We start from the raw sequence: 18,467 nt of genomic DNA, 5'->3' as shown, positions 1-18,467 counted from the left end.
CGCGCCGACGCTCACGGCTCGGGCTGCGCCCACGGCCCGTCGTCGGCCTCGCGCTCCCCCGCGCGGTGCCGGGCGACGACGCCGGCCAGCACCGCCGCGCCCGCCTGGGCTCCGTCGACGGTGACGGCGAAGCGCGCGCCCTCGCGCGTGGTGACGACGATGCCGGGGCCGCGCCGCAGCACGACCGCCACGTGCCCCGGCAGGCCCCGGTAGCCCCATCCGCCCCAGTGCAGCGGCTCGACGAGCCTCGCCTCGGCGACGCGGATGCGCGCGGTCGGGATGCGCCGCAGCGGGAAGCCGAGCAGGGCGCTGCGCACGCGCAGCCCGTCCGCGTCGACGACGACGCGGATGCGGGCGATGCCGATCACCACGGCGGCCGCCAGCAGCAGCACGAGCGCGAGCAGCACCCGCGCCACCGGCCCGTCGCCGAGCGGGAGCAGCAGCGCCGCGAGGATGCCGCCGAGGAGCAGCGCGATGCCGAGCAGGAAGAATGCGGGCGACTGCGCGTCGGCGCTCCAGCCCTCGGCGTCGGTCGGCTCGAGCGGCAGCGGCGGATCGGTGTCGCGCACCCGCACCTCGCCGCGAGGGTGGATGAGCCACGGCACCACGAGCAGGAGCACCGAGCCGAGGAGCAGCGCGAGCCACGGCCCGAGCACCGCCTGCTCGGCGCTGCCCGCCTCGATCGTCGTCACCGCCGAGATCACCCAGGCGGCCGCGAGCATGGCGCTGACGCCGGCCATGATCGACAGCACCACGGCGCGCGCGCCGTCGTCGATGCGCAGCGCCGCGAGCACGAGCGCCGCGACGAGCATCGCCCCGGTCGCGGCGAGCAGCCCGATGCCCATCGGCGTCGTCTCCGAGACGCCGTCGGCGACCCCCGCGTCGGACCAGTGGGTCGCGATGCGGCTCGGCAGCTCGGGCGCGAGCACCGCCCAGCTCGCGGCGATGACGAGCGGCGGCAGCGCCAGCACGAGCGCGGCGAGCCAGACGAGGGTGCGGTGCATGGTGCGCTCAGTCTCCCGCGGGCCGCTGTGGCGCGGCCATGCCCCGGAGCGCGGCGCGGCCGGACGATGTCGCGAGCGCGCGCGCCGCCCTGCCTACGCGCTCCGGTGCGCCGTCCAGAGCCCGACCAGCAGCGCCACGATCGCGGTCGCGGCGCCGAGCACGAGGCCTGCCGGCGCCATCGCGAGGCTGAGCTGCGAGAGCGCGAACAGCAGCGCCGCCATGATCGCGACCGAGGCCACCGCGACGAGGCCGAGCATCCACAGCTGGGTGCCCTGCTGCATCGACCGGCGCGAGAAGACGACGGCGACCGCCGCGGGCAGCCCGAGGATCGCGCCGTACGTGACGCCGACCTGCAGGCCCTGCGCGTCGGGCGAGAACAGCACCCCGAGCAGGACTCCGATGAGCACGCCCGCGCCGAGCGCGGCGGCGACCGCCCACCCGGTCGGCACGGCGAAGACGGTGGGGGCTCGATGCTGCGCGACGGCCATGGCGACGACCTTCCTGCAGCGGTGGTGCACCGCCGCTCAGCGTCAGCATCCTCCGCCGCGGCCGGCATTCGCAAACGCTGTTACGGAACCCTGCGGCTACCCTCAGCGCCGCTTGCGCAACGACTTCTGCAGCAGCACGATCCCGAGCTCCCGCCCGAACTTCACGCCGACCCGGCCCATCCGCCCGATCTCCTCGAAGCCGAGGCGCTCGTGCAGCGCGATCGACGCATCCGCCCCCTGATCGGCGATCACCGCGATCATCTCGCGCACGCCGCGCTCGCGGGTCGCCTCGATGAGCGCCTCCATGAGGGCGCGGCCGAGGCCGCGGCCGGCGGCCGCCGGCGCGAGGTAGACCGACGACTCGACCGTGTAGCGGTAGGCGCTGCGCTGCTTCCACGGCTGCGTCAGCGCGTAGCCGAGCACCGTGCCGGTCGCGCTCTCGGCCACGAGGAACGGCAGCCGCAGCTCGCCCGTCTCCCGCAGCGTGCGCCGCCACTGGCCGAGCGTCTTCGGCCGCTCGTCGAAGGTGACCGTCGAGTTGAGCACGAAGTGGCGGTAGATGTCGCGGATCGCGGGCAGGTCGGCCGCCTCGGCGGGCCGGATGCGGAAGGCGAAGTCGGGGTCGCGGTGCTCGGGGTCGCGCAGGTGGCGGGGCAGGCGGCGGCGGCGCTCGTACTCCTCGGGCAGCATCAGCCGGCCGCCTCGGCCTCGGCCGGGATGCGCCAGTCGACGGGCGCCGCTCCCTGCGCCGCGAGCGCGGCGTCGGCGCGCGAGAAGGGCCGCGAGCCGAAGAAGCCGCGGCTCGCGCTCAGCGGTGACGGGTGCGGGGAGGCGATCGTCGGCACGTCGTCGAGGAGCGGCGCGAGGGACTGCGCCTGCGCACCCCACAGGATCGCGACGAGCGGCGCACGCGAGCCGTCGGGGCGCCGACGGGCGACGAGCGCGCGGATCGCGGCCTCGGTCACCTGCTCCCAGCCCCAGCCGCGGTGCGAGGCGGGCGCTCCCGCGCCGACCGTGAGCACGCGGTTCAGCAGCAGCACGCCCTGCTCGCTCCACGCGGTCAGGTCGCCGTGGGCGGCCGGCTCGTGGCCCAGGTCGTCGCGCAGCTCGCGGTAGATGTTCTGCAGCGAGCGCGGCAGCGGGCGCACGTGCCGCTCGACCGCGAACGACAGCCCGATCGGGTGCCCCGGCGTCGGGTACGGGTCCTGGCCGACGATGAGCGCCTTCACGTCGTCCATCGGCTGCGCGAACGCGCGCAGCACCGCGTCGCCCGCGGGCAGCCACGGCCGCCCCTCGGCGGCCTCCGCGCGCAGCCGGTCGCCGAGGCCGTGCACGACCTCCTCGACGCCCGCGAGCGCATCCGCCCACCCCGGGTCGATGAGCTCGGCGAGCGGCCGCGGCGTCATGCGGCCAGCACGCCGACGGCGACCCGGTCGGTGTCGCCGGCGCGGTCGGCGGTCCAGACGGAGCCGTCGCCCGCGACCTGCAGCCCGCCGGAGCCGACGATGAGCGAGGTGTTCTCGTCGATCGCCACCACCCGCTCGGCGAGCCCCGCGTGCACGATCGCGACGGCCCGCGAGAGCGTTCCGTACTGCGCGGCGTGCACGTCGACGACGAGGTCGACGAGGCCGAGGCCCGCGTCGAGCGTCACCTCGTCGAGGCCCTCGCCGCTCGTCTCGGCGCACACCGGCACGCCGCCGATGCGCCAGCCGCCGAGCAGCGCCACGTCGCCCGCGATCATCGCGCCGGCCGAGAAGCCCGCGTAGGGCACGCCGGATGCGACGAGGCCGCGGATCGTGTCGGCCGCCGGCATGATCGCGGCGTGGTAGCCGGGCGTGAGCCCGCCGCCGACGAAGATGCCCTCCGCGTTGCCGAGGTCGGTCGGCTGCAGCTGCCGCTCCGGGCTGAGCTGCACGATGCGCACCTCGCCGGCGCCGAGCTTCGTCAGGTCGTCGACGTAGTCGTCGTGCCAGCCGGCGCCCTCCGACTCGGTCTTCGCCCACAGCACGCAGACGATGACGGGGGCGCCCTCGGCGCGTTCGCGGGCCTCGGCGACGAAGCGGCCGGTCCAGCGCGACTCGTCGTCGGCCCAGCCGCCGCCCAGCAGGTGGATGCTCATGCGGGCCAGTCTGCCAGCCGTTCGCTGCGGAGCCGCGTGCGTCGACCGGCCAGGTGCGCGCCCGACCGGACCATCCGGTCGACGGCGCACGGAGCCGGTCGACGGACGAGGGTCAGGGCGACCCGAGCGCCGCGAGCGCCTCGTCGAGGATCGCGAGGCCCACGCGCGCGTCGTCGTCGCCCATCACGAGCGGCGGCGTCACGTGGATGCGGTTGTCGGCGGTGAACGGCACGTAGCCGCGCTCGAGCAGCAGGGCCTTCAGCCGCGCGACGACGGATGCGTCGACGGGCTCGCGCGTGCCGCGGTCGGCCACGAGGTCGAGCGCCCAGAAGCAGCCGCGGCCGCGCACCTCGCCGATGATGGGGTGCCGCTCGGCGAGCGCGCGCAGGCCCGGGCCGAGGATGTCGGCGCCGAGGTGGGCGGCGCGCTCGACGATGCGCTCGTCGGTCATCGCGTCGATGGTGGCGACGATCGAGGCGGCGGCGAGCGGGTGGCCCGCGTAGGTGAGGCCGCCGGGGATGGGCCGCTCGCGGAAGGTGCCGAGGATGTGCTCGGCGATGATGACGCCGCCGACCGGCACGTAGCCCGAGTTCACGCCCTTCGCGAAGGTGACGAGGTCGGGCCGCACGCCGTCGTGCTGGTGCGCGAACCAGTGCCCCGTGCGGCCGAAGCCCGCCATCACCTCGTCGAGGATGAGCACGATGCCGTGGCGGTCGGCGAGCTCGCGCAGCCCCTGCAGGTAGCCGGGCGGCGGCACGAGGATGCCGGCGGTGCCGGGCACGGGCTCGACGAGGATGGCGGCGAACGTCTCCGGGCCCTCCGACTCGATCACGCGGCGCGCATGCTGCAGCGCCCGCTCGCCCTCCTGCTCCTCGCTCGTCGCCCAGAACTCCGAGCGGTAGAGGAACGGCCCGAAGCAGTGCACGTGGCCGAGCGCGAACTCGTTGCCGAGGCGGCGGTGGTCGCCGGTCGCGTTGATCGCGGCGCCGGTGTTGCCGTGGTACGACCGGTAGTGCGAGAGCACCTTCGTGCGGCCGGTGTGCACGCGCGCCATCCGGATGGCGTTCTCGACCGCATCCGCCCCGCCGTTCGTGAAGAAGACCGCCGCGAGGCCATCGATCGTCGAGAGGATGCGCTCGGCGGCCTCGCTGCGGCGCAGGTTCGTGGTGGCGGGGGCGACGGTGGCGAGCTCGGCCGCCTGGCGCTGGATGGCCTCGACGACCCGCGGATGCGCGTGGCCGATGTTGGTGTTGACGAGCTGGCTCGAGAAGTCGAGGTACTCGCGCCCGTCGTGGTCCCAGAGCCGCACGCCCTCGCCGCGCGCGACGGTGAAGGGGTTCGTCGAGCCGTGCTTCGACCAGGAGTGGAGGATGAGGCGGTCGAGCTCGCGCGCGCGGTCGCCGTCGGCCGGGTGGAGCTGGTGCTCGGACATGATCCTCCTCGGTGCGCCGGCCGCCGTGGCCGCCTCGCCACCGTATCCCGGGCGTACACTCGAGGCTGCGCCGGGCATCATCTCCGCGCGCGGACCCTGCACACCGTTCGCGCCAGCATGCCCAGGAGACCCGATGCCCGCTCTGCCCCGCCGCTCGACGCGCCGCCCGACGGCCGCCCGCGCCGCCTCCGCCGCCGCCGCCCTCGTCGGGCTGTCGCTGCTCGCGGGCTGCGCCGCGCAGCCGGCCGCGACCCCGTCGGCGAGCGCGAGCGGGAGCGCGAGCGCCGCCGCGGCCGCGACGATCGACGACTGCGGCGTCGCCGTCGCGCCGATGGCGCAGCCGGCCGAGCGCATCGTGGCGGTCAAGTCGACGGCGGCCGAGCTCGTCGTCGCGCTCGGGCTCGGCGACGCGCTCGTGTCGACGGCGTTCCTCGACGGGCCGCTCGAGGGCGCCGACGCCCCCACGATCGAGGGGATGCCGTCGCGCGAGGCGCTGCTCGCGCTCGAGCCGGATGCGGTGGTGGCGGGCTGGGAGTCGGCCTTCGCCCCCGAGGCGGCCGGCGACCGCGCCACGCTCGCCGAGCTGGGCGTGACCACGTGGGTCTCCCCCGCCGCCTGCCGCTCGGTCGACGTCGCGCCGCTCGACTGGGATGCGCTGCTCGGCGAGCTCGCCGACGCGGGCGCGGTGCTCGGCGTGCCGGAGGCGGGCGAGGCGCTCGCGGCCGAGCAGCGCGCCGCGCTCGAGGCGATCGAGCCGCTCGACGGCGGCGCGAGCGCGCTCTGGTACTCCTCCGGCGAGGACGCCCCGTACGTCGGCGGCGGCACGGGCGCCCCGCAGCTCGTGCTCGAGTCGGCGGGCCTGACGAACGTCGCCGCCGACGTCGACGAGGCGTGGACGACCATGTCGTGGGAGGCGCTCGCCGCGAGCGACCCCGACGTCATCGTGCTCGTCGACGCCGCGTGGCACACGGCCGCGTCGAAGGTCGAGCGCCTGCGCGCCAACCCGGCGACGGCGCAGCTCGAGGCGGTGCGCGAGGAGCACTTCGTCGTCGTGCCGTTCCCGATGGCCGAGGCCGGCGTCGGCTCCGTCGCGGCGGTCGACGCGGTGGTCGACGCGGCCCGGGAGATGGGGCTCGGATGACCCGCACGGCACCGCGCCGGGCCGTAGCCGGGCAGGCGGCCGGAACCGCGCCGCGGCGCGGGCGGCGCCTCGTGGCGCTGGCGCTGCTCGCCGCGCTGCTGCTCGCGCTCGCGCTCGGTGCCGCGTCGATCGGCGCCGCCGGCGTCGCCCCGGCCGACGCGCTCGCCGCGGTGGGCGCGCGCCTCGGCATCGGCTCGAGCCCGCTCGACGCGGTCGGCGACGCGATCGTCGTCGACCTGCGCCTGCCCCGGATCGTGGCCGCGTGCGCCGTCGGCGCCGGGCTCGCGATCGTCGGCGCCGTCATGCAGGCGCTCGTGCGCAACCCGCTCGCGGACCCCTACCTGCTGGGCGTCTCCTCGGGAGCCTCGGTCGGCGCCGTGCTCGTGCTCGTCGCAGGGCTCGCGGCCGTGCTGCCGGTCGCGGCGTTCGCCGGGGCGCTGCTCGCGCTGCTCGCGACGCTCGGGCTCGCCGGGGCCGCGGGCGGGGCGACGCCCACCCGCACCGTGCTCGCGGGCGTCGTCGTCGCATCCGCCGCCGGCGCCCTCGTGAGCCTCGCGATCTTCTGGCGCGCCGACGGCGACGCCTTCCGCGAGATCCTCGCGTGGCTGCTCGGCTCGCTCGCCGCCTCGACGTGGCAGACCGCCGCGATCGCGCTCGTGGGGGCGGCGCTCGCGCTGCCGCTGCTCGTGAGCGGGCGGCTGCTCGACGCGCTCGCGCTCGGCGACAGCGCGGCGGGCGCGCTCGGCGTCGACGCGCGGCGCACCCGCTGGGCGCTGCTCGTCGCGTGCGCGCTCGTGACCGGCGTGCTCGTGTCGGTCTCGGGCGCGATCGGCTTCGTCGGGCTCGTCGTGCCGCACGCGGTGCGGCTCGTCGTGGGCGCCTCGCACGCGCTGCTGCTGCCCGCGTCGGGGCTCGCCGGCGCGATCGTGCTGCTCGTCGCCGACACCGTCGCGCGCGCCGCGTTCGACCCGCGCGAGCTGCCGGTGGGCATCGTCACGGCGCTGCTCGGCGCGCCCGTCTTCGCCGCGCTCATGCTCACCGGGCGGGTGCGCACGTGAGCGCCGCGGCGGCGAGCGGCGCGACGGGGGCGACGACGGGCCTCGCGGTGCGCGGGCTGACGGTCGCCGTGCGCGGCCGCGCGCTCGTCGACGCGGCCTCGTGGCACGCTCCGACGGGCGCCATTACCGCGCTCGTCGGCCCGAACGGGGCGGGCAAGTCGACGATGCTCCGCGCGATCGCGGGGGTGCTCCCCGAGCGTGCGCGGCGCGGGGGCGCCGTGCTGCTCGACGGCGCCGCGCTCGCAGGACCCGGCGCGCTCCCGCCGCGCGAGCGCGCCCGCCGCGTGGCGCTCGTCGAGCAGACGGCGGATGCGGTGCCGCAGCTGACGGCGCGCGAGGCGGTGCGGCTCGGCCGCACGCCGCATCACCGCATGCTCGGCTTCTCGCTCGGCGACGAGCGGCTCGTCGAGGCGGCCCTCGCCGACGCCGGCGCCGCCGGGCTCGCCGACCGGCCGCTCGGCGAGCTCTCGGGCGGCGAGCTGCAGCGCGTGCACGTGGCCCGCGCGCTCGCGCAGCAGCCGCGGCTGCTGCTGCTCGACGAGCCGACGAACCACCTCGACGTCGCCTGGCAGCTCGAGCTGCTGCAGCTCGTGCGGCGGCTCGCCGCCGACCGCCCGGTCGTGATGACCGTCCACGACCTCGCGCTCGCGGCGACGCACGCCGACCGGGTGGTGCTCGTCGACCGCGGCCGGGTGGTGGCGGAGGGGGTGCCGGATGCGGTGCTGACGCCCGAGCGCATCCGTGCCGTCTACGGCGTGGAGGCCGAGATCGACGCCGCCCCTGGCGGGGTGGCGATCCGCTACCGCAGGATGGAGCCGTGAGGATCACGGTGCTGGCCGGCGGCGTCGGCGGGGCGCGCTTCGCGCTCGGGCTGCGCGACGCCGCGCGCGCCGCGCACGGCGATGCGGCCGAGATCACGGTCGTCGCGAACGTCGGCGACGACATGTGGCTCTCGGGCGTGAAGGTCTGCCCCGACCTCGACTCGCTCCTGTACGCGCTCGCGGGCGTCAACGATGCCGAGCGCGGCTGGGGCCGCGCGGGCGAGAGCGAGCGCGTCGCCGGCGAGCTCGCCGCCTATGGGGTGGGCTGGCCGTGGTTCACGCTCGGCGACCTCGACCTCGGCACCCACCTCGCGCGCACGGCGCTGCTGCGCGACGGCGCCGACCTCACCGAGGCGACCGCGCGGCTCGCGGCCCGCTGGCCGATCGGCGCGACGCTGCTGCCGGTCACGAACGACGAGGTGCCCACGCACGTCGTGACCGACGAGGGCGTGCTGCACTTCGAGGAGTGGTGGGTGCGCACGAGGGCGCAGCTGCCGGCGCGTCGCTTCGTGCAGCACGGCCTCGAGCGGTCGCGCATCTCGCACGCCGCGCGGGCGGCGATCGCCGGGGCCGACGTGCTGCTCGTCGCGCCGTCGAACCCGGTCGTCTCGATCGGCACGATCGTCGGCATCCCGGGCGTGCGCGACGCGATCGAGACGGCGCGGGCGCCGGTCGTGGGCGTCTCGCCCATCATCGGCGGGCAGGCGCTCCGCGGCATGGCGGCGGCGTGCCTCGCGACCATCGGCGTCGAGACGGATGCGGCGGCGGTCGCCGCGCACTACGGGGCGCGGTCCGATGACGGGCTGCTCGACGGCTGGCTCGTGGCCGAGCAGGATGCGGCGGCCGTCCCGCGGCTCGCGGAGCTCGGCATCGTCGCCGAGGCGAGGCCGCTGCTGCTGACCCCCGGCGCGCCCGCGCAGCAGGTCGCGGCCGACGCGCTCGCGCTCGCGGCGCGCCTCGCGGGCTGAGCGCCCCCTTCGCTGGTCGAGCCGGGCCGCGCCGCAGGCACGGCCCGAGTCGAGACCACGGCGCACGCCAGCGTGCGCCCCCACGCCGGTCGAGCCGGGCCGCGCCCGCAGGGCACGGCCCGAGTCGAGACCACGGCGCACGCCAGCAGCAGTGTGGTCTCGACTCGCGCAGCCGCCTCCGGCGGCCGCGCGGCTCGACCAGCGGGCTGGGCGGGGCGGCCGCTGAACCCCTCGCTGGTCGAGCCGGGCCGCGCCGCAGGCACGGCCCGAGTCGAGACCACGGCGCACGCCGGCGGCAGGGTGGTCTCGACTCGCGCAGCCGCCTCCGGCGGCCGCGCGGCTCGACCAGCGGGGCGGGGCGGGGCGGCGGCTGAACCCCTTGCTGGTCGAGCCGGGCCGCGCCGCAGGCACGGCCCGAGTCGAGACCACGGCGCACGCCAGCAGCAGGGTGGTCTCGACTCGCGCAGCCGCCTCCGGCGGCGGCGCGGCTCGACCAGCGGGCGGGGCGGGGCGGCGGCTGAACCCCTCGCTGGTCGAGCCGGGCCGCGCCCGCAGGGCACGGCCCGAGTCGAGACCACGCCGCACGCCAGCAGCAGGGTGGTCTCGACTCGCGCAGCCGCCTCCGGCGGCCACGCGGCTCGACCAGCGGGCGAGGCGGCGGCGCGGCGCGGCTACGCCGAGAGCGATGCCTGCTGCAGCACCGCGCGCGTGTGCGCGCCGACGCCGACGTCGATGGCCGCGTGCAGGTCGGCGAGCTCGTCGACGTCGAGACGCAGCCCCGACCCCGGCGCGACCGGCAGCTCGACGTGCCCCGCGTCGCGGTGCAGCTCGGCCGAGCCCGGCCCGAAGCGCGGCCGGAGCGCATCCGCCCGCGTCGCCGCGAGCATCGTGGTGCCCGTGGCGATCGCGTCGGGCACGAACGAGCGGTGCTCCCCCGCGGCGAGCGCGAGCGCGGCGTCGAGCTCGTCGGCAGTGAGCGCGGGCAGGTCGCCGAGCAGCACCGCGGCAGGCGCGGCCGGGTCGAGCGTCGCGAGGCCAGCGGCGATCGCGGCGTGCAGGCCCGTGCACGGGTCGTCGACGACCTGGATGCGATCGAGCCCGACGGTCACCTGCGGGTCGCAGCTGACCACGACCACGAGGTCGACGGCGTCGCAGGCGCGCGCGGCGGCGATGGCGTCGCGCGCGAAGGCGATCGCGAGCGCCGCGCGGGCGTCGCCCGCGTCGAGGCGCGACTTGCCGACCGAGCCCTTGACGGGGATCACGATCGACCAGCGCTGCATGCCGCCCAGCCTACGTCGGCCCGGACGCCGCCCCGGACCGCGGACGGACGCGGCCGCCCCGCGGGACGGTCAGGCGACGTCGAGCGGCGGCACGACCCGCACGAGGCTCGGCGGCAGCGCGGTCGACAGCGCTCTCCGCCAGGGCGGCAGCGACGCGACGAGCCCGCGCGCAGCGATCCGCACATCCGCGTCGCACGCCCCCGGCTCGCGCGGGCCGCCCGCGAACGCGGCGCGCTCCGCGGCGAGCCGCACGCGATCGGCCGCGGCGGCCGCATCCGGCGGCACACGAGCCGCGATCGCCGCCTGCACGTCGCCCGGCGTGGCCGACGCCGGCAGCCGCACGCCCGCATCCGCGAGCGCCGCCCGCAGCTCCTGCCAGGCGCCAGGAGCCCCGCGTCGCAGCCGCACGGCCCGCTGCGCCTGCCGCACCGCCCACGGCAGCGCGAGCAGCAGCAGCGCGCCGATGCCGAGCAGCCAGGCGCGCAGCACCGCCGGGTCGATGCCGCCAGGCCCGGCGCCCTCCCCGGGGGCATCCGAGGCGCCCGGCTCCGGCGCGCCCGGGCTCGGCGCCGCCGAGGGGGTGGGCGTGCTCGTCGGCGCCGCGTCGGTCGGCGTCGGCTCCGGGGTGCGCGTCGGCGCCTGCGTCTGCTCGTCGTCCTCGGGGCTCGGCGAGGCGTCGCCCGCGCCCGCGCCGGGCGTCGTCTCGACGCGCACCCAGCCGTGCCCGTCGACCCACGACTCCGCCCACGCGTGCATGTCGTTCGTCGACACGGCGAAGCCGCCGCTGATCTCGCTGCCGGGCAGGAACCCGACGACGACCCGGGTCGGCACGCCCGCGCCCCGCAGCAGCGCCGCCGTGGCGCTCGCGTAGTGCACGCAGTAGCCGCTGCGCGTCTCGAGGAAGCCCTCGAGCGCCGCCCAGCCGTCGCCGCCCGCGCCGCCGAAGCCCGGCAGGTCGAGCTGCTCGGAGTAGTCCCAGACGCCCTCGGTCATGAAGGCGTGCACGGCCCGCACGCGCTCGGCGGCGGTCATCCCGGGCTGCACGAGCGCCGCGCCCTGCCGGCCGATCGCGGCGGCGGCGTCGGGCAGCGCGAGCAGCTCGTCGTGGCCCGTCGAGGCGGCCCCCGCCAGCTCGGCGAGCGGCGTCGAGCGCGAGCCCGCGGCGACGTACTCGAGGCCGGCGGTCTCGAGCGAGCCCTCGATGCGCAGCGCGTCGTTCGCGTCGTCCCAGCGGGCGCCCTCCGGCGGCTCGACGCCCGAGGCGCGCTCGGGCGTCGGCAGCCCCTCGGCGCGCACGTCGCTCATCCGCACCGTCATCTGCATCGCGAGGCCGAGGTCGGCGCCCTCGACGAGCGGGCTCGGCTGCGCCGCCTCGGGCGGCAGCGCGAGGAAGCCGTCGGGGCCGGCGAGCGGCAGCGTCATGAGCCGCGTCACGATCGGGCCGCCGTCGGTCGTCGAGTAGGTGAAGACGGGCCGCGCCTCGGGCCTGCGCAGCTCGTCGCCGAGTTCGATGTCGGTGCGCAGCACCGGCGTCGTCGGCCGCAGCAGGTCCTCGACCGTCGGCAGGTCGAGCGTGCTCTCGCGCGGGCTCGGCGCCACGAGCGGCACGGCCGCCGCGAGCACGGCCGCGACCGCGACGAGCGCGACGGGAGCGACCCATCCGCGGCCGAGCGCGACCCGGTCGTCGATCGTCGGCGCCGCGAGCGCGAGCGCCGCGGCCGCCACGCCCGGGAGCGCGTGGAACCAGGGCACGTCGATGCGGAACGCGATCGGCAGCACGAGCGCCACCGCGCAGCAGAGCACGGCGATCGCCGGCGCGCGCAGCCCGTGCCCGAGCAGGTCGACGAAGACCGTGAGCACCACGGCCGCTGCGACCACGGCCGCGAGCACCGCGCCCTCGGCGTCGATCGGCGTCGAGAGCGCCCACGCGATCGACTGCACCCCCTCGCCGAGCACCGCCATCGTCGCGCGCAGCGCCTCGGGCGTCGGGATCACGCCGAGCAGGGCCTCGTCGGGCGCCGAGACGGCGGTCACCCAGCCGGCGCCCACGAGCGCCGCGGCGGCGGTGCCCGCGAAGGCCGGCCAGACGGCTCGCACGAGCCCGGCGACGAGCGCCATCGAGACGACGGCGCCGACGACGGGCCACAGCCAGTCCTGCCCCAGCACCTCCTGCGTCGACCACAGCCACGCGACGGGCAGCACCGCGAGCGCGACGGTCTCGACCGGCCCGGCGCGCAGCCGTCGCCGGCCGTGCTCGGCCGGCAGCTCGGCGCGGGGCGGGACGCCCGCGGGCGCACCGGTGGGCCGGGCGGCGGGGCGTTCGCGCGCGACGGTGCTCACGGCAGCTCCCGCACCGGGCCGACACGGTCGATCCAGCGCACGCTGCGCACCCGCGACCCGGGCGCGATGCGGCGCGGCGGCGCGTCGCGCGCGGCCACGAGCCACAGGGTCGAGCCCGGCGTCAACGTCCACTGCTCCGGCGCCGACTCCTCGAGGGCGACGACGTGGGCGGATGCGCCGTCACGGGCGGGCGGCGCCTCTGGCGCCCGCGCGCGCAGCGACGCGAAGGCCGCGAGCGCCGACTGCAGATCGCGCCAGTCGGCCGCGAGGATGCTCGGCTCGCCCGTCTCGCGCACCTGCACGACCCGGTCGCGGCCGGCGAGCGCCCGCGCGATCGAGCACGCCGCGCGCGCGAGCCGGTCCTCCGCGTCGCGGCCGAGGCCCGCGGCGCCAGCGGTGTCGACGAGGACGACGTCGTCGTCGGTCGCGGGATTCGCCTCCTGCCGCACCATGAGCTCGCCGCGCTTCGCGCTCTGCCGCCAGTGCACCCGCCGCTGCGGGTCGCCCGGCCGCCACTGGCGCACCATCGCGTCCACGTCGTCGGCGGTGCGCGACTGGGCGATGCGGCCCTGCTCGCGGTTGGAGCGCAGCGACGCCGACGGCACCTCGAGCACCTCGGGTCCCACGACGAGGCTCGCGCGCGGGTCGATCGTGCGCGTCGTGCGCACGACGCGGAACGGGTCGAGCGCGCTCACCTCGACCGGCGCGAGCCGCCAGCGGCCGCGCGGGTGCGCGCCGAGCGGCACCGCGTCGCGCCCCTGCGCGTCGAGCTCGCCCTCGAGGTGCAGGTACCGCTCGGGGCCGGGCGCCCACGTCGCCCACTCGGCGCCCGCGTGCCGCACGTCGCCCGCGATGCGCAGCACCGCATCCTGCCCCTCCGGCAGCACGCCGGGCGCGAGGAGGCGCAGGCTGCCGACCGCGCCGATCGACCACCAGGCGCCCAGCAGCACGACGGCGAGGCACAGCGCGGCGGGCACGAGCAGCACGACCTGCCGCTCCCAGTAGGCGGCGAGCACGAGGCCCGCCCCGACGAGCGTGAGCGCCACGCCGCGCGCCGTCGGCCTGGACCGCGTGCGGTCCCTCGCGGCAGCGCGCTCGGCCATCAGCGCATGACGGGCGCGACCGTGCCGGCGAGCGCCTGGGCGACGACCGCCCGCGCGTCCTCGTGCCGCGCGTGCGGGTCGTGCAGCACCAGGTGGTGCGGCAGCACGTGCGCGGCGAGCGCCTTCACGTCGTCGGGCGAGAGCCAGTCGCGGCCCAGCAGGTGCGCGCGGGCCTTCGCCGCCCGCACGAGCTGCAGCGTGGCGCGCGGGCTCGCACCCAGCCGCACGTCGGCGTGCTCGCGCGTGGCGCGGGCGAGCCGCACGGCGTAGCGCTCGACGAGCTCGTGCGCGCGCACCGCGTGCGCCGCGGCGATGTCGGCGCGGAACTCGTCGAGCGTCGTCACCGGCCGCACGGCGTCGAGCGGCTGCGCCGTCTCGCGCGCCTGCACCATCGCGAGCTCGGCGGCCTCGTCGGGGTAGCCCACCTCGAGCCGCACCATGAAGCGGTCGCGCTGCGCCTCGGGCAGCGCGTACGTGCCCTCCATGTCGATCGGGTTCTGCGTCGCGACGACGAGGAACGGCGTCGGCAGCCGGTGCGTGACGCCGTCGACCGTCACCTGCCCCTCGGCCATGCACTCGAGCAGCGCCGCCTGCGTCTTGGGGCTCGCGCGGTTGATCTCGTCGGCGATGACGATGTTCGCGAAGACCGGGCCGGGCTGGAACCGCAGCTCGCCCGTGCCCTGGTCGAGCACCGACATGCCCGTGATGTCGCTCGGCAGCAGGTCGGGCGTGCACTGGATGCGCCGCACCGTGCCGCCGACGGCCGCGGCGAAGGCGCGCGCGAGCTGCGTCTTGCCGACGCCCGGCACATCCTCGAGCAGCACGTGGCCCTCGGCGAGCAGCACCGTGAGCACGGTGCGGATCTCCTCGGCCTTGCCCGAGATGACGGATGCGACGGCGTCCTCGATGCGGGAACCGGGCGTGGACGCCGGCCCGGGAGCGCGCTCGATCACCGCCTCCTCGACCTGCTCGTCAGCCTGCATGCTGCGCCCCCGCCTCTGCCAGTGCGTCGATCCTGCCCGCCTCGCGGCCGGCCCGGTAGGCCTCGTCGCTGCCGAGGCGGAACATGTCGTCGCCGGGCGGGCGCACGAGGCGCCGCGCGCCGGGCTCGTCGAGGTCGGTGACGTGCCGGCCGAGGCCGCGCACGAGCACCACCGGCACGCCGTCGGCCTTGCCCGCGACGAGCTCCGCGGCGCCGGCGATCTCGTCGGCGATCGCGGGCGCGGTGACGAGCAGCGGCCGGCCGTTGGCGTCGGTGCCGACCGGCTCGAGCACGCGCACGCCGGCCGCGCCGATCGCGACGTCGGTCTGCCCGACGCGCCAGGCGCGCCCGAGCGTGTCGCTCACGACGACGCCGATGGCCGCGCCGAAGCGCGACCGCAGCCGCTCGGCGATCGCCCGCGCCGACGCATCCGAGTCGACCGGCAGCAGCAGGATCGTGCCGTCGTCGGTGTTCGAGGCGTCGACGCCCGCCGCCGCGAGCACGAGGCCCGTGCGGTGCTCGACGATGCGGGTGATGCCGCCCGGGTGCGCGCGCGACGCGACGAGGCGCACCGACTCCTCGGTGATGGCCTGCTCGCGCTCGGCGGCCGGGCGGATGCGCCCCTCGGCCTTCGAGACGACCTTGCTCGTGACGACGACGATGTCGCCGTCCTGGGGCGCGAGCGGCGCGAGCGCGTCGGCGACGATCGCCGGCAGGTCGTTGCCCGGCCGGATCTCGCCCATGCCGCGCACGGCGCGGAGCTCGAGGTCGGGGCCGCGGCTGTCGCCCTGGCCCGGGTCGTGGTCCGCGCTGCGGCCGGGATCGGTCATCGCTGCTGCAGGAAGGTGGCGACGGCCCGCGGCACGTACGGGCTGATGTCGCCGCCGAGCTCCGACACCTGCCGCACGAGGCTCGACGAGACGTGCGCGTTCTCGGGGTTCGGGAGCATGAAGATCGTCTCGACGCCCGCGAGGTTGCGGTTCACGATCGACATCGGCGTCTCGTACGAGAGGTCGGTCGACGAGCGGATGCCCTTCACGAGCACCTCGGCGCCCACCTGCTGGCAGTAGTCGACGAGCAGGCCCATCGACCAGTTGGCGATGCGGATCTCGCCCTCGATGCGGGCCTCGGCGATCGCCCGCTCGATGAGCTGCTCGCGCTCGACGACCGGCAGGAAGGCCGCCTTGTCGGGGTTGTGGGTGACGACGACGTGCACCTCGTCGAAGATCCGGGCGGCGCGCTGGATGACGTCGAGGTGACCCAGGGTCACAGGGTCGAACGAACCGGGCACGACGGCGATGCGAGGCATGCCGCCCAGCCTAACCGCCGACCCTATGAGCCTTGCTCATCGGCGTCGGTCTGAGGGAAGGGCTGTCCCCCTACGCCGTGACGAGCGCGGCGCGCGCGTCTGGGTCGAGCCGCGCGTGCACGGCGAGGCGCAGTGCCGGATGCGCGACGAGGGTCGGGTCGGCGTCGAGCACGTCGCGCGCGGCGGTGCGCGCGGCCTCGATGATGGCGCCGTCGCGGGCCACCCGCAGCACCTTGAGGCCGCTGCGGCCGCCCGACTGCGCGACGCCGAGCACGTCGCCCTCGCCTCGCTGCTCGAGGTCGACCTCGGCGAGCGCGAAGCCGTCGAGGGTGCTCGCGACCGCGTCGAGCCGCACCCGCGCATCCGACAGCTCGTCGACGCCCGTGACGAGCACGCACAGGCCCGCGTGCTCGCCGCGGCCGACGCGGCCGCGCAGCTGGTGCAGCTGCGAGACGCCGAAGCGGTCGGCCGAGAGCACCACCATCATCGTCGCGTTGGGCACGTCGACCCCGACCTCGATGACGGTCGTCGCGACGACCACGTCGATCTCGCGGTCGCGGAACGCGCGCATCGTGCGGTCCTTGTCGTCGGTCGTCATCGCTCCCGTGAGCGGGGCGACGACGCGGCCGGCGAGCGCGGGGCTGCGGCGCAGGTTGGCGAGGGTCGTGACCACGTCGGCGACCGGGGGCGGCGCCGGGCCGACGGCCGGCGCATCCGCCGCCGGCTCGTCGACGCCCTCGAGCCTGCCGGGCTCGATCGCCGGGCAGACGACGAACGCCTGGCGGCCGGCGGCGAGCTCCTCGCTCATGCGCCCCCACGTGCGGTGGAAGGCCGCGGGCTGGCGCACCTGGTCGACGACGAAGGTCTGGATGGGGCTGCGGCCGGCCGGGAGGGTGCGGATCGTGGAGACGTCGAGGTCGCCGAAGGCCGTCATCGCGATGGTGCGCGGGATGGGCGTCGCGGTGAGCACGAGCGTGTGCGGGTGGAGGCCCTTCGCGCGCAGCGCCTCGCGCTGGGCGACGCCGAAGCGGTGCTGCTCGTCGATGACGACGAGGGCGAGCTCGGCGAAGGTCGTGCGCTCGCTGAGCAGCGCGTGCGTGCCGACGACGATGCGCGCCGAGCCCGCGGCGATCGCGAGCAGCGCACGCTTGCGGTCGGCGGCCGGCATCTGGCCGGTGAGCAGCGTCGGCTGCAGCTCGGCGGCGAGCTCGGGCCCGAGCGAGCGGGTGATGGAGCGCAGGTGCTGCACGGCGAGCACCTCGGTGGGCGCGAGCAGCGCCGACTGCCCGCCCGACTCGGCGACCGCGAGCATCGCCCGCGTCGCGACGACCGTCTTGCCCGAGCCCACCTCGCCCTGGACGAGCCGGTGCATGGCCGTGCCGCTCGCGAGGTCGGCGGCGATCGCCGCGCCCGCCGACTGCTGGTCGTCGGTGAGCGGCCACGGCAGCGCCGCGTCGAAGCGCTCGAGCAGCGCTCCTGCGTGCCGCGGCGCCGTCGGCAGGGTGTCGAACCAGTCGCGCGTGGCCAGCAGGTAGGTCTGCAGCAGGAACGCCTCGTGCCACGCGAGCGTGTGGCGCGCGCGGAAGGCGTCCTGCTCGGCCTTCGGCTGGTGCGCGAGCCGCAGCGCCTCGACGAGCGGCATGAGCCGGTGCTCGCGCCGCACCTCCTCGGGCACCGGGTCGGGCACGTCGCCGAGGGCGTCGAGGGCCTGCGCGACGAGCGCCTCGATCTTCATCGTCGTCAGGCTCGCCGTCGCCGGGTAGATGGGCACCGGCTTCGCCGCCCACTGCTCGGCGTCGACGCCCTCGGCCTCGTCGAACGCCTCGTACGTCGGGTGCGCGAGCTGCCGCTTGCCCTTGTACTCGCCGACGGTGCCCGAGAAGAGCGCCGTGACGCCCTGGTGCAGCTCGCCCGTGCGCCACGGCTGGTTGAAGAACGCCGTCTCGAGCGACGACTCGCCGTCGGTGATCGTGATCGTCGTGAGGGTGCGCGGGCGCCCCTTGGCGTCGCGCTGCAGGTCGCGGGTCTCGACGCCGCGCACGCGCGCGACCACGGTGACGTGCTCGCCGGGCACCAGGCTCGCGAGGTCGGTGAGCTCCCCGCGCTTCGCGTAGCGGCGCGGCAGGTGCCACACGAGGTCGCCGAGCGTCGTCATGCCGAAGGCCCGCTCGAGCTTCGTGGCGGCGGCCTTGCCGACGACGCGCTCGAGCGGACGGCCGAAGCCCTCGGGGGTCGCGGCGCCGGAGCCCGCGCCGCCGCGCGCGCCGCCCGCGCGATCGGGCTTCGCCCCGCTCGCCTCCCGCTTCGCCACCTGCCCAGCGTAGGCCGAGCGGCCGACGCGCGCGGCGCATCCGCCCGCCCTCGTGGAGAGCCGCCGCCGACGGGCGGCGCCCCCAGCGCGAGCGGGGGTCGGATGCGCGA

The 18,467-nt window shown here is 77.1% G+C and carries 17 protein-coding genes; 4 read left to right on the top strand and 13 right to left on the bottom strand.

The genetic code is table 11. The features are described from left to right. Window positions 1–11: 11 nt before the first annotated feature. The 6 genes from FQ330_RS13340 to FQ330_RS09895 all read right to left on the bottom strand — a co-directional run bounded on the left by FQ330_RS13340 (window position 12) and on the right by FQ330_RS09895 (window position 5,044). On the bottom strand, window positions 12–1,004 hold the full coding sequence (locus tag FQ330_RS13340) for a hypothetical protein (protein WP_192575911.1): 993 nt from the start codon (window positions 1,002–1,004) through the stop codon (window positions 12–14). 93 nt (window positions 1,005–1,097) lie between these two features. After that, window positions 1,098–1,493 (bottom strand): hypothetical protein, encoded by a 396-nt coding sequence (locus tag FQ330_RS09915; RefSeq protein ID WP_128190568.1) that lies wholly within the window; start codon window positions 1,491–1,493, stop codon window positions 1,098–1,100. A 102-nt stretch (window positions 1,494–1,595) separates the two neighbouring features. Beyond that, a complete protein-coding gene (locus FQ330_RS09910) occupies window positions 1,596–2,183 on the bottom strand; it encodes a GNAT family N-acetyltransferase (protein ID WP_146357187.1) in 588 nt (195 codons plus the stop codon). Further along, window positions 2,183–2,899, bottom strand: a complete 717-nt coding sequence (locus FQ330_RS09905) for a uracil-DNA glycosylase (protein WP_146357185.1) — start codon at window positions 2,897–2,899, stop codon at window positions 2,183–2,185. The genes FQ330_RS09910 and FQ330_RS09905 overlap by 1 nt, the downstream gene beginning before the upstream one ends. Beyond that, window positions 2,896–3,612, bottom strand: coding sequence for a Type 1 glutamine amidotransferase-like domain-containing protein (locus FQ330_RS09900; RefSeq protein WP_146357183.1), 717 nt, complete (start codon window positions 3,610–3,612; stop codon window positions 2,896–2,898). The genes FQ330_RS09905 and FQ330_RS09900 overlap by 4 nt, the downstream gene beginning before the upstream one ends. 112 nt (window positions 3,613–3,724) lie before the next feature. Then, complete coding sequence (locus FQ330_RS09895) at window positions 3,725–5,044, bottom strand: aspartate aminotransferase family protein (RefSeq protein WP_146357181.1); 1,320 nt, start codon at window positions 5,042–5,044, stop codon at window positions 3,725–3,727. A gap of 133 nt (window positions 5,045–5,177) precedes the next feature. Here FQ330_RS09895 and FQ330_RS09890 point away from each other — a divergent pair, with 133 nt between their 5' ends. Genes FQ330_RS09890 through cofD form a run of 4 tightly spaced genes read left to right on the top strand, consistent with a single transcriptional unit; the run spans window position 5,178 to window position 9,032 of the window. Further along, on the top strand, window positions 5,178–6,185 hold the full coding sequence (locus tag FQ330_RS09890) for an ABC transporter substrate-binding protein (RefSeq protein WP_146357179.1): 1,008 nt from the start codon (window positions 5,178–5,180) through the stop codon (window positions 6,183–6,185). After that, a complete protein-coding gene (locus tag FQ330_RS09885; RefSeq protein WP_146357177.1) occupies window positions 6,182–7,243 on the top strand; it encodes an iron chelate uptake ABC transporter family permease subunit in 1,062 nt (353 codons plus the stop codon). Before FQ330_RS09890 ends, FQ330_RS09885 begins: the two co-directional genes overlap by 4 nt. After that, a complete protein-coding gene (locus tag FQ330_RS09880; protein ID WP_225792801.1) occupies window positions 7,240–8,064 on the top strand; it encodes an ABC transporter ATP-binding protein in 825 nt (274 codons plus the stop codon). The genes FQ330_RS09885 and FQ330_RS09880 overlap by 4 nt, the downstream gene beginning before the upstream one ends. Next, window positions 8,061–9,032 (top strand): 2-phospho-L-lactate transferase, encoded by a 972-nt coding sequence (gene cofD / locus FQ330_RS09875; RefSeq protein ID WP_146357175.1) that lies wholly within the window; start codon window positions 8,061–8,063, stop codon window positions 9,030–9,032. The genes FQ330_RS09880 and cofD overlap by 4 nt, the downstream gene beginning before the upstream one ends. A gap of 671 nt (window positions 9,033–9,703) precedes the next feature. Here cofD and cofC read toward each other — a convergent pair. From cofC to FQ330_RS09840, 7 genes are all read right to left on the bottom strand, one after another. After that, complete coding sequence (gene cofC, locus FQ330_RS09870; protein ID WP_146357173.1) at window positions 9,704–10,312, bottom strand: 2-phospho-L-lactate guanylyltransferase; 609 nt, start codon at window positions 10,310–10,312, stop codon at window positions 9,704–9,706. A 69-nt stretch (window positions 10,313–10,381) separates the two neighbouring features. Next, window positions 10,382–12,652: a transglutaminase-like domain-containing protein gene (locus FQ330_RS09865; protein WP_146357171.1), complete on the bottom strand. Its 2,271-nt coding sequence runs from the start codon at window positions 12,650–12,652 to the stop codon at window positions 10,382–10,384. Then, the gene (locus FQ330_RS09860) at window positions 12,649–13,698 is read right to left on the bottom strand and encodes a DUF58 domain-containing protein (protein ID WP_192575910.1); all 1,050 of its coding nucleotides are present in this window, start codon (window positions 13,696–13,698) and stop codon (window positions 12,649–12,651) included. Before FQ330_RS09860 ends, FQ330_RS09865 begins: the two co-directional genes overlap by 4 nt. Before the next feature lie 56 nt (window positions 13,699–13,754). After that, a complete protein-coding gene (locus FQ330_RS09855; RefSeq protein ID WP_146357167.1) occupies window positions 13,755–14,738 on the bottom strand; it encodes an AAA family ATPase in 984 nt (327 codons plus the stop codon). Beyond that, entirely contained in the window at window positions 14,728–15,567 is an 840-nt protein-coding gene (gene cofE / locus FQ330_RS09850; protein WP_146357165.1) for a coenzyme F420-0:L-glutamate ligase, read from the bottom strand. The genes FQ330_RS09855 and cofE overlap by 11 nt, the downstream gene beginning before the upstream one ends. Further along, entirely contained in the window at window positions 15,564–16,046 is a 483-nt protein-coding gene (gene coaD, locus FQ330_RS09845) for a pantetheine-phosphate adenylyltransferase (RefSeq protein WP_128190645.1), read from the bottom strand. The genes cofE and coaD overlap by 4 nt, the downstream gene beginning before the upstream one ends. A 70-nt stretch (window positions 16,047–16,116) precedes the next feature. Beyond that, window positions 16,117–18,357, bottom strand: a complete 2,241-nt coding sequence (locus FQ330_RS09840; protein WP_225792800.1) for an ATP-dependent DNA helicase RecG — start codon at window positions 18,355–18,357, stop codon at window positions 16,117–16,119. Window positions 18,358–18,467: the final 110 nt, after the last annotated feature.

This window comes from Agrococcus sediminis, assembly GCF_007923295.1.
Classification (GTDB): Bacteria; Actinomycetota; Actinomycetes; order Actinomycetales; family Microbacteriaceae; genus Agrococcus; species Agrococcus sediminis.
Note: the sequence above shows the minus strand (reverse complement) of the source record. Positions and strands in the feature narration are given on the sequence as shown.